The following is a 23,272-nucleotide window of genomic DNA, read 5'->3' on the forward strand; positions in this document are numbered from 1 at the left end:
GATGCCGAGCAGCGGCACCTTGTTCTCGCGGGCGTACTGGATCGCGCCGACCTTGCCGTTGACACCGCGCTCGCCGAAGCCGCCGGGGATCAGGATGGCGTCGCAGTCACCGAGCTGCTTGTGGGCACCCGCCTGCGTCTTGCAGTCGTCGGAGGTGACCCACTTGACCTTGACGCGGGCCTTGTTGGCGAAGCCGCCGGCACGCATCGCCTCGGTGATCGAGAGGTAGGCGTCGGGCAGGTCGATGTACTTGCCGACCAGGGCGACGGTGACCTCGTGCTGCGGGTTGTGCACCCGGTCGAGCAGGTCGTCCCACTGCGTCCAGTCCACGTCGCGGAAGGGCAGGTCGAGCTTGCGGACCACGTAGGCGTCCAGGCCCTCGGTGTGCAGCACCTTGGGGATGTCGTAGATCGACTTGGCGTCGATGGCGGCGACCACGGCGGCCTCGTCGACGTCGCACATCAGCGAGATCTTGCGCTTGATGGCGGTCGGCACCTCACGGTCGGCGCGCAGCACGATGGCGTCCGGCTGGATGCCGATGTTGCGCAGCGCGGCGACGGAGTGCTGGGTCGGCTTGGTCTTCAGCTCGCCGGAGGGGCCGATGTAGGGCAGCAGCGAGATGTGCACGACGAAGACGTTGTCCCGGCCGACCTCGTGACGGACCTGACGGACGGTCTCCAGAAACGGCAGCGACTCGATGTCGCCGACGGTCCCGCCGACCTCCGTGATGACCACGTCGACATCGTCCGTCGCCATGCGGCGGATACGGTGCTTGATCTCGTTGGTGATGTGCGGAATGACCTGGACGGTGTCGCCCAGGTACTCGCCACGCCGCTCCTTGGCGATCACCTGCGAGTAGACCTGGCCGGTCGTCACGTTCGCCGAACCGTCCAGGTCGACGTCGAGGAAGCGCTCGTAGTGGCCGATGTCCAGGTCGGTCTCGGCGCCGTCGTTGGTGACGAACACCTCACCGTGCTGGAAGGGGTTCATCGTGCCCGGGTCGACGTTCAGGTACGGGTCGAGCTTCTGCATCGTGACGCGCAGGCCACGCGCCTTGAGGAGCGCACCCAGGCTGGAGGCAGTCAGACCCTTGCCGAGGGAAGAGGCGACACCCCCGGTGACGAAGATGTGCTTGATGATGGCGGGCTTCAGATGCACGACTGAGAGAGGCCTTCCGTAATTGCGGCATGGATGCGGAACGGGCCTACGGTGCTACCGGTTTCCGTAGCTGGCGACTGGTCCGCGTTTGTATCTTTGGGTCAAGATCTCTGTATCGATGCCGAGGATCTGGGGGAACGGCCCCAGCTCGCGGACGAGGAAGTCGTACAAGCCGACCTCGTGTTCGAGGGCCACATCTACCAGCAAGTTGTACTGTCCGGTCATGGCGGCACAGCGGCGCACGCGGGGGCAGGCCGCCATGGCTTCGCCTACCGTGCCAGTCTCTCCAGGGTGGGTCTTCAGCCAGATCCGGGCCTCGACCGGGTAGCCCACCAGAGCGGGATCCACGATCGTGTGCAGGCGAAGAACTCGGCGCTCCAGCAGCGCGGCCAGACGCCGTCCGGCCGTGGCAGTGGAGAAGTCCAGGTGCTTGGCAAGGTCGGTCAGGCTGATGCGGGCGTCGCTGACCAGAGATGCGGCCACGCGTTCGTCGGTAGGCGTTAGTTCGTACGTGCCTGCGGCCACGGCCAGGGGCCGGGCCATACTGGCCCGCAAGCGCGTTTGTTCTTCCTCGGTCAGGACGGGAGCGTGCCACTGCGCCTCGGTCTTGAAGGAGCGCAAAGTGATGTGATGGCCGAGTGTCTCCACGTCGTAGAGGCTCGAAATCCGCTCCGCTGTCAGGGAATGCAGAAGTGGCAGGGAAGGGATCAGGACCTCGCACCACAGATGGCCACCGCTCCCGCTGACGGCGGCGATGTTGAGCACGTCGCTGTGCTTTGCCAATCCGCCGGCGACCTCTTCCAGGCCGGCCCGGGGAGCCTTGAGGTAGACCTGCACGGTACGGCCAAGCCCGCACCGTGACAGGTCGTACTCCGCCGTGCAGTGAACGACACCCTCAGCGGTGAGCCGCTGTACCCGTCGCGCCACCGAACGTTCGTGTTCGCCCAAGATGCGCCCCATCTCCGCGACGCCTGCCCGCGGACTGATCTGGAGGGCAGCCACGATACGTTGATCAATCAGCTCAAGGCTGTCTGAATCCGTCTCCATGGAGGCATGATTGCAGGTTCTTTAACGAAAAAGATATGGGTGTTGTCTCCATCGATCACCTGGTGCAGACTGTTGCTCCGTCACAGTCGTGACGGACAGTGCATACGCCGTAACCATGTGGGCCGCCCAGGCCGAGAGGACCGACCTTGTTAAGCGAGAGCACCCCCACAGCAGTGCGCTCCCATGTCACCTCTAGTGCATACCGCTCGGTTATGGGGAACTTCTGTTCCGGCGTCACGGTGGTCACTGCCATGGGGCCGCAGGGGCCCGTGGGGTTCACCTGTCAGGCGTTCTCCTCCCTCTCCCTCGATCCACCGCGCATCGTGCTGTCGGTCGGCCGCACTTCGACGAGTTGGCCCACCATCAGGGAGCGCGCGCGCTTCTGCGTGAACGTGCTGGCGCACAGCCAGCGCCAGCTCAGCGAGCGGTTCGCTCGTTCCGGCGGTGACAAGTTCAGCGAGATCGATTGGGCCGCTTCACCAGACGGATCTCCTCATCTGGTCGGCGCTGCCGCCTGGATCGACTGCCGCCTGCACACCGAACACGACGGCGGCGACCACCTCCTAGTGGTCGGCGACGTGTGCCGACTCGGTGAGCCGAATGCCGCGCAAGAGCCCTTGCTGTACCACCGCAGCCGCTACGCGCGGATCGCCGCCTCCCGCTGACCCCCTTCTGCCTTCGTGCTGCTCTCGGCACCGCCGTCGAGGGCCGAGGCGCGCCACACACTCTGCCACCCGGATGACAGCAGCCCACACGCCTGCGTGCGCGTCGGCCCCTTGGCTGACGCCGGGAAACGCGGCTGCCACCTTGGCATCCCTCCTTGATCGGCCCATTGACAGTGGGCCTCCACCTTCGTTGAAAGGACCAGTACGCCATGACTGAGACCACCACCAGGGAAGCGACGCCTACGCAGAAGGCGGGCCTTCTCGCAGGCCTCGATGTCTTCGTCGGCGGGCCGATCCAGCACGCCATCCTGGAGAACGGTTTCGCCAACGACCTGGAGACCGCCATCACCACGGTGATCGGGACAGTCAAGGAGCACGGCGGCAACGTCTTCTCGGCGCACGTCGTCGAGAGGTTCGGCGCCGAGACCGCGGCCTTCACACCCGATCAGGTTTCCGTGCGTGACTTCCGGTGGATGAAGAAGTGCGACGTGTTCGTCCCCGTCTTGCCCGTTCTGGATGACGGCATACTGCGGCGTACGGACGGCACCCACGTCGAACTCGGCTGGGCCACGGCCATGGGTCGCCCCATCGTGCTGATCACCAAGCAGCCGTTCGCCGATTCCGCGAGCCACCTCCTCAAGGGTTTGCACCAGGTGGGCTTCGTCCAGGTCATCGACTTCGAGGAGTTCGCCGAGAAGCCGGGTCGTGTCATCGACGCCGTGCTCGCCGCGACCGAACAGCAGCGCGAGGCCGTCGGCGCGAGTCTGGTCGCCTAGGAAGCCCCCTCTTCCCATAACGCCCCCGGACGGAGTCACTCAGTGCCCGACACGACCATTCTGGACCTGCCGATCACTACGCCGGTGATCGTGGGATCCGGACTGCTGACGGACCAGGAACGCAACATCCGCAAACTCATAGAAAAAGGAGCCGGAGCCGTAGTCACCAAGACCATCCACCCCAACCCGCCCCAGGGGCTGGACGAGCGGATATTGCGATTACCCGTCGGCATGCTGAACAGCACCACCTACTCCAAGCGCCCGGTCAACCACTGGCTTCAGGTGCTGCGCTCGTTCGCCGGTGACCAACTCCCCGTCATCGCCTCCCTCCATGCCGACTCCCCGGCCGAACTGGCCGCACTGGCCAAAGACGTCGAGAGGGCCGGCTGCCGGGCACTGGAACTAGGCATCTCGTGCCTCAACGAAGAGGACGGCTTGGAGGATGACAACCCCGACCGGGTCTACGCCTACACCTCCGAAACCCGCAACAACACCAGCCTGCCGATGTCGGTCAAGCTGGCCATCGGTGAGGGCATGCAGGACCGGGTGCGCGCCGCCATCGCCGGCGGTGCCGACGCCGTCACGATCAGCGACACGATCTCGGGTGCTGCCATATCCCCTGCCACCGGGGACCTGGAACTGAACGGCGTCTTCGGCTACTCGGGCCCCGGCATCAAGCCTTTGGTACTGGCCGCCATCTGGCAACTGCGTCGGCGTGGCATCGACTTGCCCGTCCTAGGGTGCGGCGGCGTCACCAGCGGCCGCGACGTGGCCGACTACCTCAACGTCGGCGCCGACGCGGTCCAGGTCTACACGGCCCTGCACACCGACATGTATCAGACGTTGAACCGCATCCTGACGGAGAGCCGGGCACTGGCTGCCGCACAAAGTGAGCCTCCGGTGCCGACCGACCGTGAGTCCGAGGGCGCCGCCATATGAGCAGCGCACAGTCGGACGTTCTTCGGCTCACCGACCTGACCAGCAGCCAGGTCACCGACGCTGTACGCGGACGTACCGTCATCTGGCCCATTGGAGCCATCGAGCAGCACGGCCCGCACCTGCCGCTCTCCGTCGACCTGCTGCTCGCAGAGGCATTCGCCGACGAGATCGCGCGGGATCTGGGTGCCCTCACTCTCCCCGCGCAGGCCATCGGTGCACGGTCGCTGCCGCAGAGCGGCGGCGGCATGAACTTCCCCGGAACCGTGCACGTGACCGGAGAGACACTGATCCGCTTTCTGCGAGAAACCATCAGCTCCCTGGCTGCTCTCCCCATGACCCGGCTCATCGTGGTCAACGGCCATTACGAGAACGAGCCGTTCCTCTTCGAGGCGCTGGACCAGGTACGCGAGCAGGGCCTGCTGGACAGAACGGAGGTCTTCGCGTTCAGCTGGTGGAGCTTGGTGCGTGAAACCTTTACCGACGCAGAGATTCCCCGATTCCCCGGCTGGCACGCCGAGCACGCCGGGGTCACCGAGACCAGCCTGATGCTCCACCTGCGTCCGGACCTCGTCACCGAGCAGCGGCCGGATCACGATCAACCGCCCCGGGCGGGCATCTATCTCCACCCTGTCGACGTGGAGAAGACCACCACCCACGGCATTCTCTCAACAACGTCAGGTTCGAGTGCCGCGCTTGGCGAGAAGCTCTTGCGCCACGTCGTCGATGAGGCGACAACCCTGGTGCGGGCGGGTGAGGGGCTGTTGTTCGCATGGGTGCAGCCCGACCGCCGACGAACCGCACCGGAGCGCCAATCCACCGCACAGTCCGGAGGGAAAGACCAATGACGCGGCAGTTCCATCTCTCCTTCATCTTCAACTTCACCCCCGATGACTGGCAGGGCCCGTTCGGCACCGGCGGCTCCCCGTGGGACGGCAAGTTCTACACGGAGGTCGCCCAGGCCCTGGAACGCGCCTGCTTCGACTACGTGATCATCGAGGACAAGCTCATGGTCCCCGAGAGCTACGGTGGTTCCTCCGAGCGGGCCCTACGCCAGGGGATGGTCGCGCCCAAGCACGATCCGGTCCCGCTCGCCACCGCGATGGGGCTGGCCACCTCTCACCTGGGCATCGTCGCCACTCTGTCGACCATGGCGTACCCGCCATTCATCACGGCGCGGCTCTCCTCGACGTTGGACAGCATGCTCGGTGGCCGGTTCGGCTGGAACATCGTCACCAGCGCCGAGAATCTGGCCGCCCAGAATTTCGGCCTGAAGGAGCTGCCACCGCGCGACGTCCGTTACGCGGCGGCCGACGAGTACGTCGACGTGGTGCGGCAACTGTTCGCCTCCTGGGACGCAGATGCCGTCGTACTCGACCGGGAGAACGGGATCTACGCCGACCACACCAAGGTCCGGCCGATCCACTTCAAAGGTGAGCACTTCAGTGTGCGTGGCCCGCTGAACACCGTGCCCTCCCCGCAACACCGGCCCGCCTTCGTGCAGGCCGGCGCCTCCCCCCGGGGCAGAAGGTTCGCGGCCCGCAACGCGGACTCCGTCATTGCCATAGCCAATGGCGTGTCCGGCATGAAGCAGTTCCGCGACGACGTGCGCAAACACGCCGAAGCTGCAGGACGCGATCCCGATGAAGTCAAGGTGCTGTTCTGCGTGACGCCGACCGTCGGCGAAACCGAACAGGACGCCAGGGACAAGTACCAGCGGATGGTCTCCTCCCCTCAGTTCATCCACGACATCCTCGCCGAAACATCCGCGCTCACAGAGATCGACTTCGCCAAGTTCGACCTCGACAAGCCGCTGCCGTACCGCCTCGAGACCAACGGCGAACAAGGCTCCTTGGATCAACTGCAGCAATGGGGCAGCGGCAAGACCTTGCGGGAACTCGTCATCGACGGCGCCGGAGGACTCGTCTCCTCGCTGGAATTAATCGGTACGCCGGACCACGTAGCCGAGAAAATGGGCGAAGCGATGGAGGAAGTCGGTGGCGACGGCTTCATGCTGACGACTCCGGTGCTGCGGCTGAACCGGCGCTGGATCGCCGATATCACCGACGGCCTGGTACCCGCACTGCAGCGCCGCGGCCTGACCCGGTCGGCGTATACACCCGGCAACACTCTGCGGCAGAATCTCGCGGAATTCTGAGACCGGTACCAGATGAAGATCCCCACCGCACCTCGGCTGGTCTTGGACACTCGCGCTCAGGACCAGCTGTTCAGGCAGGCACACAGCGCGGACCGCTTCACGGGTGAACCAGTCGACGATGAAACGGTCCGCGCGGTGTACGACCTCATCCGCGACGGTCCGACCGCTTTCAATCAGCAACCCCTCAGACTTCTTCTGCTCCGCTCGTCGGACAGCCGAATGCGGCTGGCCCGTCATCTCTCACGAGGGAACCGGGAGAAAACTCTGCGCGCGCCCCTGACCGCACTGCTTGCGGTGGACACCGAATTCCATCGCAGGCTTCCTGAGCTGTTCCCAGCTTTCCCCGGGGCCGCGGATCTGTACGCCGGGGATCTGCCCTCCCGGGAGAGGTCCGCACGGTTCAACGGTGCTCTGCAGGCCGCCTACTTCATCATCGGGGTACGGGCGGCCGGTCTCGCCGCGGGGCCTATGAGCGGCTTCGACGAGGACGGCGTCAACCGGGAGTTCTTCCCGGCCGGTGGCCTTTCAGCACTGCTCGTGATCAACCTCGGACGGCCTGAGCCCGGGCACGAGGGGCCACGGGCACCCCGACTCGCCTACGACGAGGTTCGTACGACGCTGTGATGCCGGCCTGTCCGGCCTTCGCCCCTGGTCACGCCGGGGAGCGAAGGCCGGACGCCGCATCGCGGCGTACCGTCTCGCGGTACCAGCGGCCCCACTTGTCCAGCTCGTCGGTGATGGAGTCCAGACTGTGCCCGATTTCGGTGAGGGCGTACTCGACCCGCGGCGGCACCTCGGCATACACGGTCCGTATCACCAGGCCGTCGGTTTCCAGCTCCCGCAGCTGGCGGGTCAACATGCGCGGGGTGACGCCGGGCAGGGCGCGCCTCAGTTCCCCGAAGCGGTGGCTGCGCGCGACCAGCTGCTTGAGGATGGCCAGCTTCCAGCGGCCCCCGAGCAGTTCCATGGCGAACTCGACCGCGCACTGGTCCGGGACACCCTCGGTGCTGGAACGCATTGCTGACCTCTATCGGTATACGGAGTGTGCGTAGGGGACAACAAAGACCGTACTTGTGGCTCGTGTCAGTACTCCCCGAAAGTGAGCGTATGTCAAACAAGGAGGCACCTGCACCGGTGCAGACAACCGAGGCGACGGAACATGCGAGGCCTGCGGGCGCCTCCTCCGGGCGGCGGTGGCTGGTGCTGGCCGTGGTGTCGGGAAGCCTGCTGCTGTGTGGCATCGACCTCACCGTGCTGCACGTCGCCGTACCCAGCATGAGCCGGGAACTCGACCCCACTCCCGCGGGGCTGTTGTGGATCGTCGACGTCTACTCGCTCACGCTCGCGGCCATGCTCGTGACCTGCGGCACCCTCGGCGACCGCATCGGTCGGCGCCGCATGGTGCTCAGCGGATTCGCCGTTTTCGGCATGGCCTCGGCGGCGGCGGCCTTCTCCACCTCGACGGCACAACTCATCGCGGCGAGGTCTGCGCTCGGAATCGGCGCAGCCATGATCATGGCATCCACGGTCGCCATCATCAGAGTCGTTTTCACCGACGACCGTGAGCGCGCCCTCGCCATCGGGATCTGGACTTCCGCCCACAGCGTCGGTGCCACCGTCGGCCCGCTGGTAGGCGGTCTGGTCACCGCGCGGTGGGGCTGGGGCGCGGTGTTCCTGATCAACGTCCCCATTATCGTCGTTCTCCTGGCCGTCGGTGCTCGAGTCATCCCCGAGTCCAGGAATCCCGTTCCCCGCCGTTGGGATCTGGCCAGCGTGGCATTGTCCGTGACAGGCCTGGCCTGCCTAGTATATGCGCTCAAGCAGGCAGGCGAACACGCAGGGGTGAACTGGCTCATCGTCATCACGGCCATCATCGGCGGCATCCTGCTCCACCGCTTCGTACGCCGCCAGCGACGCATCGACGAGCCGCTCCTGGACTTCTCCCTCTTCCGCGAGCGACGCTTCACCACCGCCACCCTGTGCGTCATCGGCTGCTTCGGCTCATACGTCGCCCTGCTGTTCTTCCTCACCCAGTGGCTCCAGCAAGTAGGTCAGTACACACCCTTGCGCGCCGGACTCGCCCTGATGCCCCTGGCCGCCGCCAATGCCATCGGCGCCGTCACAGCGCCCTGGGTCTCCCATCGATGGGGCAACCGGTGGGCGCTCACCGCGGCACTCACCCTTTTCGCCACCGCTCTCGCCGTCATGGCCATCACCGGCGACACACACCACTACGGCGTGCTGCTCCCACCACTGCTCGGCGCGGGATACGGCGCCGGCATCGTGATGACGCTCGGCGCCGACTCCATCATGAGCGCCGCCCAGCCGGAGCGCTCCGGAGAGGCGGCCGCGATCCAGGAGACCTCCTTCGAACTGGGCGCCGGCCTCGGCGTCGCCGTCCTCGGCACCGTCCTTGCCGCCGTGTACCGGACCGGTCTGCCCCAGGTGCCAGGCCTCTCTCCCCATCAACGAGCAGAAGCCGGTCAATCGTTCTCAGGCGCCGAGAACGTTGCTCCCGGCCTCCCGCCCCACACCGCGGAGGCGCTGCTGCGTGCAGCACGACAGGTCTACGACCGGGGCTTCACCACCGTGCTGGCCCTCGCCTCCGTCGGTCTGGCCGCCACAGCCGCCATGGCAGCCGTCCTGCTGCGTCCCCCGAAGCGAAGCACCTCGAAAATCTAGGCCAGTGACGGGAAAGGGGTGGGCCCGCCTCGAACGGCGGGCCCACCCCTTTCATCAAAGTGTGCAGGGCCATCTACGTGTACAGCGCGCTCACATGGAGGCGGACGGCGGGTGCCTCTGGTCGGAGGCCGGTGCGGGGGCGTTGCCGGCCTCGAGGAGCTGACGGACGCGCCGGATGCCCTCGTCGCGGGTGTCGGCCAGGTTCAGGACGTCGGTGACACCGGTGACCTCGAAGAGCCGCGCGATACCGGGGTGGTAGGGGCCGGCGAGAACGAAGGGCCGTTGAGCGTTCAGGTGCTCCCCGTGGGCGCGCAGGATCACGTTGAGCTGGGTGCTGTCGGCGAAGGTGAGGCCGGACAGGTCGAGTAGCGTCCCGTCGGTAGGCCCATCGGCGAGGGCACGGGACAACGCGAGCGTCGCCTCGGTGGTGTCTTCGAGGTCCAGCTCGTTGCGGAAGCAGACGACGGTGACCCGGTCCTGTCGGGTGACGTCGATGCTCTGTCTGTCGAAAACCATGCCCAGACCCTCCCACACGTCTGGGAGCATGTGACCGGGGTATGTGCCAGAAATCGTAGGCCAAGGCCGCGGGCGGAGCGGGCCGTTCGGGACGTATCCCCGGGCGGGAAACCTCCCCGGGCAAGGCGGGCGGGGCCGAGAGGGGCGTGGAGCCCGCGCCGCCGGGCAGGCGGAGGAATACCGAAGAAACGAAAGCGGTGACCGAACATGAGCGGGGAAAGGGTCAATGCCGGGATGGGTGTAGCCGAGGCAGTGGAATCAGTGGCGACAGACGAGATCAGCTGTGCGGATGCCCGGTCCACGGTGCGCTCGGCGCTGGTGGAGGTGTGCCGCGGGCTGCCGCGGCCCGAGGCGCAACGCCTGCGTGACGACGCGCTGCTCGTGGCCAGTGAGCTGGCGGCCAACGCCCTCCTGCACGCCGGCGGCGTGACCCGCTTCGGCGTCTTCATAGAGGGTGCGGAGCTGCAGTTGCGGGTGGCGGACGCCAGCCGGGAGGTGCCGCGACGCCAGCAGGCCGAACGGGGCAGGCCGGGCGGGCACGGCTGGATGGTGATCCAGCGCCTGTGTTCGCGCCTGGACGTCGAGGTGGAGGCGGACGGCAAGACGATCACCGCCGTGCTGGCCCTGCCCGGGCCCCTGGCGTCGTCGCCCACTTCTACCGGACTGTGATCTGGGCAACTCACATAGGATGCATGGCTCCCCGAGCTTCGGGTAACCGCAAGCACGCGAGCAGAGCAAGCGCGGACAAAGCAGGACCGGCGCGAGCAGAGCGAGCGAGCAGAGCCAGCAGGAACAGCAGGTCTACGAAAGGGGCGGGACACCATGAGCAGCGTGGCAGTCGACGAGCAGAGGCGGACCACGACCGGGGCGGTCGAGGAGTCTCTGATCGAGCGCGCCTACGCCGACCCTTCCTCGGTCCGCCCCACGGATGCCCGTGAGATCGGTCGGCACTTCTTCGACCGCCTCACCCACCTCGAAGAGGGCACGCGCGAGTACAGCTACGTCCGCAACTGCCTGATCGAGATGAACCTCTCCCTCGTCCAGTACGCGGCCTCCCGCTTCAAGCACCGCGGACAGCAGGAGATGGAAGACATCGTCCAGGTCGGCACCATCGGCCTCATCAAGGCGATCGACCGGTTCGAACTCACCCGCGAAGTCGAGTTCACCTCCTTCGCGGTGCCCTACATCACCGGCGAGATCAAGCGCTTCTTCCGCGACACCTCCTGGGCCGTCCACGTACCCCGCCGGCTGCAGGAAGCCCGCATCGAACTGTCCAAGGCCACCGAGGAACTGCGCACCCGCCTGGGCCGCTCCCCCTCGACCGCCGAACTGGCCGAACTGATGCAACTCGACCCCTCCGAGGTCACCGAGGCACAGAAGGCCTCCAACGGCTACAGCAGCGTCTCCCTGGACGCCGCCGTCTCCGGCAAGGACGACGAGTCCGACACCATGCTCGCCGACTTCATCGGCATCGACGAAGACCGCTACGAACTCGTCGAGAACTTCCACTCCCTCGCCCCCCTCATCGCCGACCTCGACGAACGCGAGCGCCGCATCATCCACCTCCGCTTCGTCGAAGAGCACACCCAGAGCGACATCGCCACCGAACTCGGCTGCTCCCAGATGCACGTCTCCCGCCTCATCAGCAAGCTCATCGCCAAGCTCCGCACCGGCCTGACGGCAACCGAGTAACCCCTCTCGACCGGAGCTCCGTGCCGCCTACCGGCGACCACGGAGCTCCTTTCGGTGCGCCGCGAACACCGACTCCGGGTGGCCGAGAAGGTGGCGCACCGCCCCGCCGGGGAGATCGACGGTGGCGTGTCGACCGGCTCGCTGAACAGGTTGCCGCGCGGCGGTGCGGTCTGACACGTAACTCATGCGCGATTCCTCGGGTACTGGTGGGAATTCCGTCGGGAACCAGGCGTCGGGTGCCGCCGGGGCAGGGCCGAGCGGGCGAGGTCCATCCTCATGTAGTCCGCTGATCAGCGCGGGGCCGTCCGGCCCCAGTCGGCCCCCACTTGAACGCAGGCGCCTCTGCCTCTCGCAGCTCCAAGATCGTCACGGGCGAGCATGACGCCACGTGAGCGCCACCCTCATTCGACGGACACCGTTTTCTGCCACGCGCCCGGCCGCATGCCTGTCGCCTTTCGGAAGAACACCGAGAAGTTCGACGCGTCGGGGAAGCCGAGTGTCTTGGCGCAGCCGGCCGCAGTCAGGCGTTCGTGTGCGAGAAGCCGCTTGGCTTCCAGGACCACTCGATCGACGATGTACGCCTTCGCGGTGCGGCCGGTGACCTGTTGCACCGCTCTTGAGAGGGTGCGGGGCGCATATCCCAGAGTCCGGGCGTAGAAACCGGCGTCGTGGTGTTCCCGGAAGTGCGCTTCGACACTGGCCCTGAACAGTCGAAACACCGGATTGGCCGACCACGCTTCGCCGTGCGGCGGGCGGAGCCGGGCGACGAGGGCGGAGAGCAGGATCTGCGGCAGTTCCGTCGAGGCGTCCGTGGGTGGGACGGATGCTTCGAGCAGGAGATGGTTGCGCGCGGCGTCGACGAACGGCCAGTCGGCGGCAGGGATTTTCCACTGCGCGACCAGGTCCGGGCAGGCGACGAGAGCCCGGGTGACATGGGTGACCGGTGCGGTCGGGACAAACAGCACGACGTGGCCCTCCACGTCGGCGACGTCATCCCACCGGTGCACACGGCCAGGAGCGATCCACACCGCGGACCTCTCCCGAAGCGGGTGCGCGGAGAAGTCCACGACGACCGACCCGTGCCCGGCATCAACGACGGCGAGGACGTGGAAGTCAGCTCGCTGCGTGCCGCCGTCGTTCAGCTCGCGGAGGCGGCCGAACGTGATCGTCTCGACAGCGGCGGCACCGCTCCCGACGGGCTGGTAGGTCATCTGCCGGATCTTGCTCACGTGTCCAGTTTCCACCACCGGGCGACCAGTCGCGCCCATGCCACGGAGGGGGTCGGAGAGGTCCAATTAATGGGACGACACGGCGTCAGAACACCGATCGAGGAGTTTCGATGAGCACGACACAGCAGCCGCTTCTGCCCACTTACGACCACCTTCGTGGGGCGGCCCCGACCTTGGTGTTCCTGCACTACTGGGGCGGTTCCGCCCGCACTTGGGACCTCGTCGTCGACCGCCTTCCGGGGCGCGACATCGTCACGGTCGACTTCCGCGGGTGGAGCCGCTCGAGCAGCCTGCCCGGCCCCTACACGCTCCGTCGGTACGCGGACGACACGCTCGCCGTGATCGCCGACGCGGGCATCACCGACTACGTCCTCGTCGGTCATTCCATGGGTGGCAAGGTCGCACAGCTGATCGCAGCGACCCGGCCCGCCGGTCTTCGAGGGATCGCCCTCGTCGCTTCCGGCCCGGCGAAGCCCGCCGCGAACATCACACCCGAGTACCAGGCAGCCCTCTCCCACGCCTACGACTCCGATGAGTCCGCCGCCGCCGCGCGGGACAACGTCCTCACCGCGACCGAGCTCCCCGCCGCGGTCACGTCGCAGATCGCGACCGACTCGCGTTCCAGCGCCGACGCCGCCCGCACGGAGTGGCCGCTGCGGGGCATCGCGGAGGACATCACCGAGCACACCCGCATGATCAGCGTGCCCGCACTCGTCGTCGCCGGAGAGAACGACAACATCGAGCCCGTCGGCGTACTCCGCGACAACCTGGTTCCCTACCTCTCCGAAGCCGACTTCACGGTGATCGCGAGGACGGGTCACCTGATCCCGCTGGAAGCACCGGTCGACCTCGCCGACGCGATCACAGCCTTCTCGCCGGCCGGCTGACCAGGACGCCGACGCACGCCCACACGCCGACACACGCCCACACAGCGAGCTCAGCCTTCACCAAGGGGGGTACCTGTCCGCCGGCGTCCGCGGACCGACCGTTCGTCGGCGGGCCGCCCGGATCACGTCCCGGCTTGCAGGCGGAGGCCGGCCAGGGTCAGGTCCAGGGCGGCGAGGAACTGGTCGCGGTCGTCGTGCCCGGCGAACTCGTCGACGATCTGGTGCACGAACGGGAAGTCCGTCGCGTCCAGTGAGCGCCACTTCTCGGCGAAGCGGCCGAGGAACACGTCGCGGTCCACTTCGCCGTCGAGCAGTTCCTGGGGGATTTCCATGCCCAGGTCGGCGGCCGTGCCGACGACGACTCCCGTGATCGCCGAAACGGCGTGGAACCGCTGCCGGGGCGTGAGGTCCAGGCGGAGCGTCTGCTCACCGAGCTTCTCGTACAGCCGCAGCGAGTGCCCCTGCACGTCGGTGTTGCGCATGAAGTACGCGGACAGCCAGGGCCGGTCGATCATCGCGTCGAACAGCGTGACGGCCATCGCGCGGAGGTCGGCGATGGGGTCGTCGCTGAGGGGCTGGTCTTCCACGGCGGCCAGGATCTCCCCGATCGCGTGGTCGGTGGCGCGGTCGAGCAGTTCGTCCTTGTTCGAGACGTACCAGTAGATGGTGCCGACACCGGTGCCGAGCCGGGCGGCCAGCGCCCGGAAGGTCAGGGCCGATCCGCCGGCCTCGTCCAGGAGGGCGACGGCTGCGGTGAGGACGGCCTCCATGGAGTGCGAAGCGCGCCTGCGTCCGCGGGCGGGGGCTTCGGCGGGGCGGGTTCGCGAGGCGGTCATGCCCTCCATCCAATCACAATTTGCACGGCATCGAACCGCGTTCTATAGTCGAACGACGTTCCATCATCGAACGATGTTCGTTCATCGAATCGTGTTCCACATCGAGCGTCGTTCGGTGACCGACGCCGCTCGGAGAGGAGGCTGGCCATGACCACGACAACCGAGCCCGCCATAGCCCGCACCCGCACCTACCCGTCGCTGCGCGCGGCGTGGATCCCACTGGCCGCGCTCTGCCTGGCCTTCTTCGTGGAGATGGTCGACAACACCCTGCTGTCGATCGCGCTGCCCACGATCGGCCGTGACCTCGGCAGCGGCACGACTGCCCTGCAGTGGGTCACCGGCGCCTATTCGCTGACCTTCGGGGGTCTCCTGCTGACGGCGGGGTCCATGGCCGACCGCTTCGGACGCCGACGCGTGCTGCTGGTCGGCCTCGCCGCGTTCGGCCTGCTGAGCCTCTGCGTCATCGCCGTCGACTCCGGCGGGCAGCTCATCGCCCTGCGGGCCGGGCTCGGCGTCGCCGCCGCGGCCATGGCGCCCATCACCAACTCGCTCGTCTTCCGGCTCTTCGACGACCAGGCGCTGCGCATGCGCGCGATGACCCTGATGATCGTCGTCGGGATGTCCGGTTTCGTCCTCGGCCCGCTGCTGGGCGGTACCGCGCTCGCCCACGTGAGCTGGCAGTGGCTCCTGCTCATCAACGCGCCGATCGCGCTGATCGCCGCCATCGGCGTGCGGCTCGGCGTCGCCGCCGACCGGCCCGAGGATCTCACCGCGGACCGGCTCGACCTGCCGGGCGCCGCCTTGAGCGTCCTCACCATCGGTCTGGCCTGCTACGCGCTGACCAGCGGTGTCGAGCACGGCTGGCTCTCCGCCACCACGCTCGCGTCGGTCCTCGGCGCCGTGGCCGCGGGCTTCGCGTTCGTGTGGCACGAGCGCCGCAGCAAGGCCCCCATGCTGGACCTCAAGGTCTTCTCCGGCGGTACCGTCCGTGGCGCGGCCATCGCCCAGGTCGGTACGTCCATCGCGATGGCCGGCGTGATGTTCGGACTCATCCTCCACTTCCAGTACGCCTACGGGTGGAGTCCCGTGCGGGCCGGCCTGGCGAACCTGCCGATCATCGTGACCATGATCATCGCGACTCCCCTCTCGGAATGGCTCGCAAAGAGGTTCGGCCACCGCGTCGCCTGCCTGGTGGGCGCGGCCTGCCTGGCCGGCGCTCTGTCCGGCCTCGCCTGGGGTGTGGAGCACGGGTACGCCGCCATCGCGGTCTGCATGGTCGTGATGACCGTCGGGCTGCGCACCGTCATGACGATCTGCGCCATCGCCCTCGTCGAGGCGATGCCGGAGAACCGCACCTCGATCGGCACGGCGCTCAACGACACCGCCCAGGAGGTCGGAACCAGCGTCGGCACCGCGGTGGTCGGCACCCTGATCGCCGCCCTGGTCACCACTCAGCTGCCCGCGGGTTCCTGGAGCGGCGGCCTCGTGCAGTCGTTCTTCCACGGCGAGCGCATCACGTATGCCGCGCTGGCGGTGATCGTCGGCGTGATCGCGGCGGTCGGAGCCTGCACCCTGACCGACTCGCACTCCGTGGAGGAGGCTGCCTGAGCCGCCAGGACCCGTCCGGGCAAGGCGGCGTCGCGCGGACGTACAGGCGACTGCTCCGGCGGGTGTGTACCGAGAGGGCGGGCCGAGCAGCGACGCTCGGCCCGCCCTGACGGTGCGTGAACTCCTCAGTAAGAGGTGTTCTTCTTGCCTCGCGGGTGTGCGCTCCTGCGTCGCGCCGTGGCGACGACACAGGCGACGATCGTGCCTGTCAGTCCTCCGAAGAGCAGGCCGCCGACGGGGTCGTTGTCATCGGCCCACGAGGTGGCGACGGCGATGGCGCACCACACCACGCCGACGGCCAGGGCGACGCGGTCGCCGTTGAGCGTGCGCCAGGCGGACCGGCGATGGGAGCGCTTCGTCAGCCAGATCTCGACGAGGACGAAGACGACGATGAGTGCGAGCCAGAGGAACGTCATCGGGATGCACCTTTCTCCGCAAGAATGTCAGCGGCAGTAGCCGTCGCCCTGCTTGCCCGAGTACTCCCCGGGTTTCCCGTAGCTCTTGATCTTCAGGCACTTCTTGTGGGACTGAGCGATGTTGGCCATCGTGGTGATCGCGGCAACGGTGATGCCGGCGGCCGTGGTGAAGCCGGCGGGTATCGACGCGATGATGGTGGCGGCGAGCCCGCCGCCTAGAGCGATCTTCCGGGTTTCGCTCTTGTTGAAGTAGACCGTTCCGCTGACGATGCCCCAGGTGTAGTGAGGGTCGGCGACCACGGGGAACGCGGTGGTGCCGTTGGTGTCGATACTCTGCACCAACGTGTTGCCCTCCAGCTTGTAGCTGGTGGCGACGTCCTTGCCGTTGGCGTCCTTGGCCCACGGTGCCGAGATGGTTCCCTTGAGCGCGGTGAAGCCCTCTCCGCTGTCCTGGAAGATGTCGTAGCCACCGCTGTCGTTGGCGGCCAGGTGCGCCCCGCTCGGCATCTGGAGGTCGAAACGCTGCTCGGTGGGAGCGTTCTTGTCCTTGAGGGTGACGAGCGTACGGGCACCGCCCTCCGTGGTGGGCTGGACAGCGAGGTCGGTGGAGACGGCGGCGTCGGGATAGACGATGGTCCCGGAGCCGGCCTTCAGGCCCTCGACACCCCTCGTCCGAGACAGGCCGAGCCCGAAGGCCGTGCCGTCAGGAGCCGTGGTTCTGACGTTTCCGGTGGCGTCTTGGGGGGCCTGCACGGTCACCGTGCCGCCCTCGGTCTGCGTGACGCTCCGCGCGGCTACGCCCGGTGCGGCGGAGGAGTCGGCCAAGTCCTGCGTACCAGTGACCCGTTCGATGCCTGCGGCCGCTTTCTGGCCGCGCTGGTCCCGTGTGTCGGCAGCGGCCGTCGGAGCGACGGCGATGACGAGCGAGGTGGCGGTCACTGCGGCGACCAGGCCGGTCGCGGTGCGCTGACGGTGATGCATGAGGCCCTTCCGGTACGACGTTCACTATGCGTCGGCGCATGAACCCGGGGGGCTCCTGCACCAAGATGATCTTGAAGAACTGTGCCTCATGCCGCAGCCAACGTGAACCGGGTTTATCGGATCTAAATAATAAATGGGACCAAAGTCCTCTGCGGGGGACTTTGGTCCCGATGCCGACGAGACGCAGGCCCGGCACGACGCCATGTGAGCCGTCATCCCGACGGCGCTCCGCGGAGCGGACGACGGCTGACGGTGACTTCCGGCCATTCAGCCGACGGTTCGGCGCGGAATTCGCCTTTCCCTGAGCGATAGGCCCAGAAACCGAATTGGTGTGAACGACTGTTCATTTCGGGCCTGTTGAAACTCCTCAGTAGGCCGTGCGTCAGCGCTGTCATGGCCTTGAGCAACCCGGCGCCGTGCATGGCCGCACAGGCCTGTACCTGACCAGCGATGAAATGTGCGCGGAAGACGTCTCCCGACGTTCCGCGGTGCCTCGTCGCGTCCGCGCGCAGGGCCAGTTCCGCCGTCGCCGCGACCACCCCGTCACCCGAGGTCACCACCGGAAGCGGCTCCCCTACTCCCCCGCTGGCCGGAAACCCCTGTCGGGTTCGACCCCGCGGCCGCCACCCCCCGCACCCAACGGCCGAAATGCCTTGGCTCGATAGGGGCCTTGACCATGATGAAATGTGACAGAGAGCCTGTTCGGGGACGGAAGGCCCAGAAGCCTACTCCCGTTTCATCTTCCACTGACGCATGGAGGTTCCATGGACATCGAGATGAACACAGAGATCGAGAGCGACCTCGGTGAACTCGAGGTGCTCGAGATGGACGAGCTGCAAGTCAGCGGTTCGTCCACGGCCTACAACTACATCGCCAAGAACGCGGACCGTTCCTCGGACATACCGGCCGCCTGACCGGTCTGACTGAATCGCTCCGCGAGGGGCTCACAAGTCGAGGTCCGAGCTCCACCCGCTTGTGAGCTCCTTCGGTCCCCGTGGTTCTGGACCCCACAGTCGCGTTCCCGCACCTCGCGCACCCGGTCGGCTGCACCGTCCGGATCAGGACGGATGGCATGGATCTCTTGCTGCTCTTCCCGCCGTTGACGGAGGCGACCCTCTTCCCGTATCTGAGCCTGCCCTATCTCGCCGGCCACGTCCGCCGGGCCGGTTACAGCGCGCATCAGGCCGATCTGAGCATCGAACTCGTCCACCGGCTGCTCGACGGGCCGGCGCTGGAGCGGGAGGCCGCAGCCCTGGACGCGGCGCAGGAACTGCCCGCCTGGTACCGCGCGGCGGTGGCCGACGCCGCCCTGCAGCATCTCGGCGAGATGCGTGACTTCGTCCTGGCGAAGGACCCGGCGCCCCGCCTCGGCCCCGTGCGCGCGGTGCGGCTGGCGCGGCAGTCCGCCCAACTGATGCTGCGCGACTCGGCGTTGTCGCAGGTGTGGGACGACTTCGCCTCGCTCGACCAGGAGGTGCTCCGGCTGTCCGACGTACGGGTCGATTCCCTCGACTTCGCGAGCCGGACCTTGCACGCCCTGCTGACCGAAGCTCTCCACACATCCGCGCCTCGGGCAGTCGGCATATCGGTCGCCTTCTTCAGCCAGTTGGCGCCGGCACTGCTGATCGCCCGATGGATACGGCAGCTCCTCCCGGGCACGCCCATTTGCCTCGGCGGACAGCAAGTCATGCTGCGCCACGACGAATTGGCCGCGATGACCTCCGTACGTACCGCGGTCGACGTACTCTGCGTCACCGCGGGCGAAGAACCTCTGGAGCGTTGGCTGGCCCATCTCACCGGTAAGGCTCCTGGTTCGGACGTGCCGGGAATGAGATGGGTGAACCCCCATGGCGCGACACCCCCCGGCCGGCCGCCCACTCTCCGCTTCAAAGACATCGGCGCACCTGATTACGACGGGCTGAAGGTGCACTCCTATCTCAATGACACCGTCGTCCTCTCCATGGTGTCCTGTGTGGGCTGTTACTGGGGACGCTGCATCTTCTGTTCCTACGGCAACAGATCCCTCGAACGCGGGGCCTACCAGCAGGGTTCGCCGAGACAGCTCGCGGACGCGGTCCGCCGGATCGTGGAGAGCACCGGAATCGACTTCGTGACCGTCGTCGACGAGAACACCAATCTGCGTCTGCTCGCCCGCACCATGCGGCTGGTGCGCGAGAGCGGCCTCCGTGTCCGGTTCAACACCCGCAACCGCCTGGAGCCGATCCTGCTCGACCCGGCCTTCTGCGAGGAGCTGGCCGCACTCGGCTGCGAGGGAATGGCCGTCGGCTATGAGGGCGTCACACAGCGGCTGCTCGACCGACTGGACAAGGGTGTCCGTGCCGCGGACTTCCAGACCATCCTCGACAATCTCGCGGCGGCGGACATCCGGGTCAACTTCTCCGTCATGGGCGGCCTTCTGGACGAGACCGAGGAGGAGGCCGAGGAGTCGCTCCGCTTCCTCGAACGCAACCGCGAGAAGTTCGCCGTCGACGCGTTCGAACTCATGGTGGCCGAGCCGGGAACCCTTCTGGTCGCGGACCCGCAACGCCATGACGTGATCCTGGACGACTCCGACGCCTTCGCCGCCAACCGCGAACTCAACTACTTGGGCGGCAGGTTCGGCAGGCGGCACACCACCGTCGGCGGCCCCGCCCGCCCCGACATGCTGCGCCGGCTGAAGCACGGCATGCGCCGGATCTCCGCGACCGCGGCCGCTGCGGCGCCCACCACCGCGTCCGCCTCCGTCTCCGCATCCGCGTCCGCGTCCGCGGAGGGGCCAGTTGGAGCCGCCGATCAGCGCATGGCACGGCACGGTGCGCTGCGCCCGCACCCCTGGATCCGCTGTGCTCCGCCGAGGTTCGACACCCAAGGCCCGGGCGGTGGTGCGGCCTTGCTGGCCGATCCGGTGCGGGAGCAGGTGTACTCCCTGCCGAAGAGCCACGTGGCCCGCGGCACCGCGCCCGGCGAACCCCTGATCGCGACCAGTGCGCACGGCCGGACCCTGCTCGGCAAACTCGCCGCCGCGGACGTCGGAGTCATGTGCGACGCACCGCGGCCGGCCGCCACCCGCCCGTCACGCTGAAGGAGTCACACGGTGCACATCACCTTGGTCAACATGCCCTGGGCCTCCATCGACTTCCCTTCCCTGGCCCTGGGACTTCTCAAGCGTCGCGTCGCGGACGAGTTCCCGGACAGCCGCGTCGACGTCGTGAACGCCAATCTGGACTATCTCGACTGGATCACCGCACGCGCGGGTCTGACGCGCGAGGAGTACAACTTCTGCTGGGACTCCTATTTCACCGGCTACAGTGAGTGGATCTTCTCCTCGGCCCTGTACGACGACCCGCAGTGGCGCAATGCCGAATTCGCGGACCTCGTGGCGGGTTCGGTGCCGGGAGACATGCTCAACAAGGGGCGGCAACTGCACGCGCTCGCCCCCGAGTACATCGCGTCCCTGGTCGACCGCATTCTCGCCGAGCGGCCCGACGTCGTCGGCTTCTCGACGACCTTCGCGCAGAACAGCGCCGTCCTCGCCGCGGCGCGACTCATCAAGAAGACGGCGCCCGAGGTGTGCGTGGTGCTCGGCGGCGGCAATTGCGACGGCCCGCAGGGGGCGGCGCTCCACCGCGGCTTCCCTTTCGTGGACTACGTCAACCGCGGTGAGGGCGAGGTGTCGTTCACGCGCCTCCTGGCCTGTCTCCGCGACCGGTCGGACCCCGGGGACATTCCCGGGCTCTGCTGGCGCGACGCTGCGGGGGCCTCGCACGCCAACGCCATGAGCGCGGCCCCCCTGCCCGCGTCGGCGCTGGTCACGCCGGACTACACGGACTATTTCGAGCAGCACGCGGCCTCCCGCGCCAGGGCCATGGCCGAGCCGCATCTGGTGCTGGAGAGCTCGCGCGGCTGCTGGTGGGGCCAGAAACACCACTGCACCTTCTGCGGGCTCAACGGTTCGTTCATGGAGTTCCGCAGCAAGAGCCCGGATCATTTCGTCGACGAACTGCTGGCGATGACGGAACGTCACCAGGTGCTCAACGTCGCCGTGGCCGACAACATCCTCGACATGACCTATCTCCGGTCGGTGGTCCCGAGGCTCGCGGAGGCCGCATGCGACCTGCGCATCAGTTACGAGATCAAGTCCAACATGCGCCGCGAACAGCTCGGCTCCCTCGTCGCCGCCGGCATTCACTACGTACAGCCCGGCATCGAGAGTCTCAGCGGCCGCGTCCTGAAAATCATGGACAAGGGGGTGACCGGCTGCCAGAACGTGCGCATGCTGCGCGACGCGGAATCGGTGAGCCTCGGCGTCGTATGGAACTACCTCTTCGGCTTTCCCGCCGAGACCGAAGAGGACTACGACTCGGTCATCGACCAGTTCCCCGCCATCCATCACCTCGCTCCGCCCAACGGAGTCACCCGTATAGCCATCGAGCGCTTCAGCCCCTATTTCAACCGCCCGGAACTCGGCTTCGGCGACCTGCGGCCCGCCGCGCACTACGCGGTGATCTACGACCTCCCGGAGTCCGAACTCCGCGACATGGCCTATGTGTTCGACGCGGCGCACCAAGGCATCTCCACCACGCACGCGGAGCGGCTGGAGAAGGCCGTCGAGACCTGGCGCCACGAGTTCCCCCGCGGCCGGCTGACGCAGTGCGACCTGACGGACTCCATCGTCCTCACCAACACCCGTCCCGGTTTCGCCTGGCGGACGCTGAGCATCGAGGAACCCTGGGAGATGGCCGCCTTCCGGCTGCTGGAACAGCCGTGCACGGGCGATGTGTTGATGAAGAAACTCCGCGAAGGTGAGCACGACATCGCCGCGGAGCACGTGTTGGCCCTGCTGGCCCACTGGCGCACTCTGGGCCTGCTCTTCGACGACGGCGGCCAGACCGTGCACGTCGTTCCGTTCGCGGCCAATCAGGATCTGATGCGCTGGGTGACCCGTGAGGGCAGCCCGGCGCTGGTGCCCGCGCTGCTCGACGACGCGCACAGCCGGACACCGGAAGCGGGCGTGGCGACGGCGACAGGGCTTCGGTGCTGGCGGGAACGCGACGTGGTGACGCGCACCCGGGACGGCATGTTCCTGGGCGAGGTCCGGTACGAGGACACCGCGGTGCAGACCGTGTCGGACCTGGTCGCAGGGGGCACCCGGCACGTCGCGCTGCCCGAGCCCGTCGTCCTCGTCCCCGGAGATCCCGAGAGCGATCGGACGGCGGTCCGGGGGCTCACCCATGTACGGGAGTTGACCGGACACGGCGTCTCCGTCGACTGGGATCTGGACCTCGGCACCGACATCGGACAGTGGCGGCTCTTCAGCCACCTGTATCCGCCGCGTTCAGTGGCCGGAACCGACGGTGACGCCGTCCTCGACCAGTGGCGTGCCACGTTCCACATGAACAAGTGCGGCTACCGGCGCGGCGTGGGCTTCGTCGAGGTCACCGACTTGCGCCACGGGACGCAGCGGCGCGTCGTCATGCGCAAGGTGCACCAGGGCAAGCTGGCGTCGCTCCTGGACGGCGCCGCGGTCTCGGACTTCCGGCAGCGGGAGATCGAAGCGTTCGTGAAGGCCGGTCTCGTTCACCGGGTCGGCTCCGGTCTCTGGTGGCTGCCCTCCCGCATCTCCCGCTGGCCGGTCGTGCGCTGAAGAGGACAACCGCCGGCGGAGGACCGGCGCCGGCCACCGTC

At 67.4% G+C, this 23,272-nt stretch carries 23 protein-coding genes; 14 read left to right on the plus strand and 9 right to left on the minus strand.

Translation table 11 applies throughout. The features are described 5' to 3' along the window. Both ACZ6B8_RS34540 and ACZ6B8_RS34545 read right to left on the minus strand, forming a co-directional pair. On the minus strand, positions 1–1,158 hold a 1,158-nt coding region (locus ACZ6B8_RS34540), incomplete at its 3' end, for a CTP synthase (RefSeq protein ID WP_471609723.1). 54 nt (positions 1,159–1,212) lie between these two features. After that, positions 1,213–2,205, minus strand: coding sequence for an Lrp/AsnC family transcriptional regulator (locus tag ACZ6B8_RS34545; RefSeq protein WP_471609724.1), 993 nt, complete (start codon positions 2,203–2,205; stop codon positions 1,213–1,215). 212 nt (positions 2,206–2,417) lie between these two features. Between ACZ6B8_RS34545 and ACZ6B8_RS34550 the strand changes: the two genes are divergently transcribed. From ACZ6B8_RS34550 to ACZ6B8_RS34575, 6 genes are all read left to right on the plus strand, one after another. Continuing rightward, a complete protein-coding gene (locus ACZ6B8_RS34550) occupies positions 2,418–2,870 on the plus strand; it encodes a flavin reductase family protein (protein ID WP_471609725.1) in 453 nt (150 codons plus the stop codon). Positions 2,871–3,079: 209 nt separating this feature from the next. Next, positions 3,080–3,646 (plus strand): hypothetical protein, encoded by a 567-nt coding sequence (locus ACZ6B8_RS34555; RefSeq protein ID WP_471609726.1) that lies wholly within the window; start codon positions 3,080–3,082, stop codon positions 3,644–3,646. Positions 3,647–3,688: 42 nt separating this feature from the next. Then, positions 3,689–4,585, plus strand: coding sequence for a beta/alpha barrel domain-containing protein (locus tag ACZ6B8_RS34560; RefSeq protein WP_471609727.1), 897 nt, complete (start codon positions 3,689–3,691; stop codon positions 4,583–4,585). Then, positions 4,582–5,430, plus strand: coding sequence for a creatininase family protein (locus ACZ6B8_RS34565; protein WP_471609728.1), 849 nt, complete (start codon positions 4,582–4,584; stop codon positions 5,428–5,430). The genes ACZ6B8_RS34560 and ACZ6B8_RS34565 overlap by 4 nt, the downstream gene beginning before the upstream one ends. Next, the gene (locus ACZ6B8_RS34570; RefSeq protein WP_471609729.1) at positions 5,427–6,740 is read left to right on the plus strand and encodes an NtaA/DmoA family FMN-dependent monooxygenase; all 1,314 of its coding nucleotides are present in this window, start codon (positions 5,427–5,429) and stop codon (positions 6,738–6,740) included. The genes ACZ6B8_RS34565 and ACZ6B8_RS34570 overlap by 4 nt, the downstream gene beginning before the upstream one ends. Before the next feature lie 12 nt (positions 6,741–6,752). Continuing rightward, positions 6,753–7,364, plus strand: a complete 612-nt coding sequence (locus ACZ6B8_RS34575) for a malonic semialdehyde reductase (RefSeq protein ID WP_471609730.1) — start codon at positions 6,753–6,755, stop codon at positions 7,362–7,364. A gap of 28 nt (positions 7,365–7,392) precedes the next feature. Here the strand turns inward: ACZ6B8_RS34575 and ACZ6B8_RS34580 are convergent, their stop codons facing one another. Beyond that, on the minus strand, positions 7,393–7,758 hold the full coding sequence (locus ACZ6B8_RS34580) for a winged helix-turn-helix transcriptional regulator (RefSeq protein ID WP_471609731.1): 366 nt from the start codon (positions 7,756–7,758) through the stop codon (positions 7,393–7,395). Between the two features lie 89 nt (positions 7,759–7,847). Between ACZ6B8_RS34580 and ACZ6B8_RS34585 the strand changes: the two genes are divergently transcribed. Beyond that, positions 7,848–9,422, plus strand: a complete 1,575-nt coding sequence (locus ACZ6B8_RS34585; RefSeq protein ID WP_471609732.1) for an MFS transporter — start codon at positions 7,848–7,850, stop codon at positions 9,420–9,422. A 90-nt stretch (positions 9,423–9,512) separates the two neighbouring features. Here the strand turns inward: ACZ6B8_RS34585 and ACZ6B8_RS34590 are convergent, their stop codons facing one another. Then, a complete protein-coding gene (locus ACZ6B8_RS34590) occupies positions 9,513–9,938 on the minus strand; it encodes an STAS domain-containing protein (protein ID WP_471071968.1) in 426 nt (141 codons plus the stop codon). Positions 9,939–10,199: 261 nt separating this feature from the next. Here ACZ6B8_RS34590 and ACZ6B8_RS34595 point away from each other — a divergent pair, with 261 nt between their 5' ends. Together ACZ6B8_RS34595 and ACZ6B8_RS34600 are read left to right on the plus strand one after the other, a co-directional pair. Further along, positions 10,200–10,607 (plus strand): ATP-binding protein, encoded by a 408-nt coding sequence (locus ACZ6B8_RS34595; RefSeq protein ID WP_471071971.1) that lies wholly within the window; start codon positions 10,200–10,202, stop codon positions 10,605–10,607. Positions 10,608–10,760: 153 nt separating this feature from the next. Continuing rightward, on the plus strand, positions 10,761–11,630 hold the full coding sequence (locus tag ACZ6B8_RS34600) for a SigB/SigF/SigG family RNA polymerase sigma factor (protein ID WP_471609733.1): 870 nt from the start codon (positions 10,761–10,763) through the stop codon (positions 11,628–11,630). Between the two features lie 401 nt (positions 11,631–12,031). On the opposite strand, the gene ACZ6B8_RS34605 is transcribed toward ACZ6B8_RS34600, so the two are convergent. Beyond that, entirely contained in the window at positions 12,032–12,859 is an 828-nt protein-coding gene (locus tag ACZ6B8_RS34605; RefSeq protein ID WP_471071977.1) for a helix-turn-helix domain-containing protein, read from the minus strand. A gap of 110 nt (positions 12,860–12,969) precedes the next feature. Between ACZ6B8_RS34605 and ACZ6B8_RS34610 the strand changes: the two genes are divergently transcribed. After that, entirely contained in the window at positions 12,970–13,746 is a 777-nt protein-coding gene (locus ACZ6B8_RS34610) for an alpha/beta fold hydrolase (RefSeq protein WP_471609734.1), read from the plus strand. Between the two features lie 122 nt (positions 13,747–13,868). On the opposite strand, the gene ACZ6B8_RS34615 is transcribed toward ACZ6B8_RS34610, so the two are convergent. Further along, positions 13,869–14,516 carry a TetR/AcrR family transcriptional regulator gene (locus ACZ6B8_RS34615; protein WP_471609963.1) on the minus strand — a complete coding sequence of 216 codons (648 nt, stop codon included), beginning with the start codon at positions 14,514–14,516 and terminating at the stop codon, positions 13,869–13,871. A 213-nt stretch (positions 14,517–14,729) separates the two neighbouring features. On the opposite strand from ACZ6B8_RS34615, the gene ACZ6B8_RS34620 reads away from it, so the two are divergent. Then, positions 14,730–16,190: an MFS transporter gene (locus ACZ6B8_RS34620; RefSeq protein WP_471609735.1), complete on the plus strand. Its 1,461-nt coding sequence runs from the start codon at positions 14,730–14,732 to the stop codon at positions 16,188–16,190. Between the two features lie 125 nt (positions 16,191–16,315). Here the strand turns inward: ACZ6B8_RS34620 and ACZ6B8_RS34625 are convergent, their stop codons facing one another. From ACZ6B8_RS34625 to ACZ6B8_RS34635, 3 genes are all read right to left on the minus strand, one after another. After that, positions 16,316–16,606: a hypothetical protein gene (locus tag ACZ6B8_RS34625; RefSeq protein ID WP_471071988.1), complete on the minus strand. Its 291-nt coding sequence runs from the start codon at positions 16,604–16,606 to the stop codon at positions 16,316–16,318. Positions 16,607–16,633: 27 nt separating this feature from the next. Continuing rightward, a complete protein-coding gene (locus tag ACZ6B8_RS34630) occupies positions 16,634–17,587 on the minus strand; it encodes a hypothetical protein (RefSeq protein ID WP_471071991.1) in 954 nt (317 codons plus the stop codon). A 212-nt stretch (positions 17,588–17,799) separates the two neighbouring features. Further along, a complete protein-coding gene (locus ACZ6B8_RS34635) occupies positions 17,800–18,144 on the minus strand; it encodes a hypothetical protein (protein WP_471609736.1) in 345 nt (114 codons plus the stop codon). Between the two features lie 207 nt (positions 18,145–18,351). Here ACZ6B8_RS34635 and ACZ6B8_RS34640 point away from each other — a divergent pair, with 207 nt between their 5' ends. The 3 genes from ACZ6B8_RS34640 to ACZ6B8_RS34650 all read left to right on the plus strand — a co-directional run bounded on the left by ACZ6B8_RS34640 (position 18,352) and on the right by ACZ6B8_RS34650 (position 23,231). Continuing rightward, on the plus strand, positions 18,352–18,501 hold the full coding sequence (locus ACZ6B8_RS34640; RefSeq protein ID WP_362361536.1) for a hypothetical protein: 150 nt from the start codon (positions 18,352–18,354) through the stop codon (positions 18,499–18,501). Between the two features lie 158 nt (positions 18,502–18,659). Then, positions 18,660–20,669, plus strand: a complete 2,010-nt coding sequence (locus ACZ6B8_RS34645) for a B12-binding domain-containing radical SAM protein (RefSeq protein ID WP_471609737.1) — start codon at positions 18,660–18,662, stop codon at positions 20,667–20,669. A gap of 12 nt (positions 20,670–20,681) precedes the next feature. Beyond that, complete coding sequence (locus tag ACZ6B8_RS34650) at positions 20,682–23,231, plus strand: RiPP maturation radical SAM C-methyltransferase (RefSeq protein WP_471609738.1); 2,550 nt, start codon at positions 20,682–20,684, stop codon at positions 23,229–23,231. The last annotated feature ends 41 nt before the right edge of the window (positions 23,232–23,272 follow it).

This window comes from Streptomyces sp. NPDC041122, assembly GCF_055592445.1.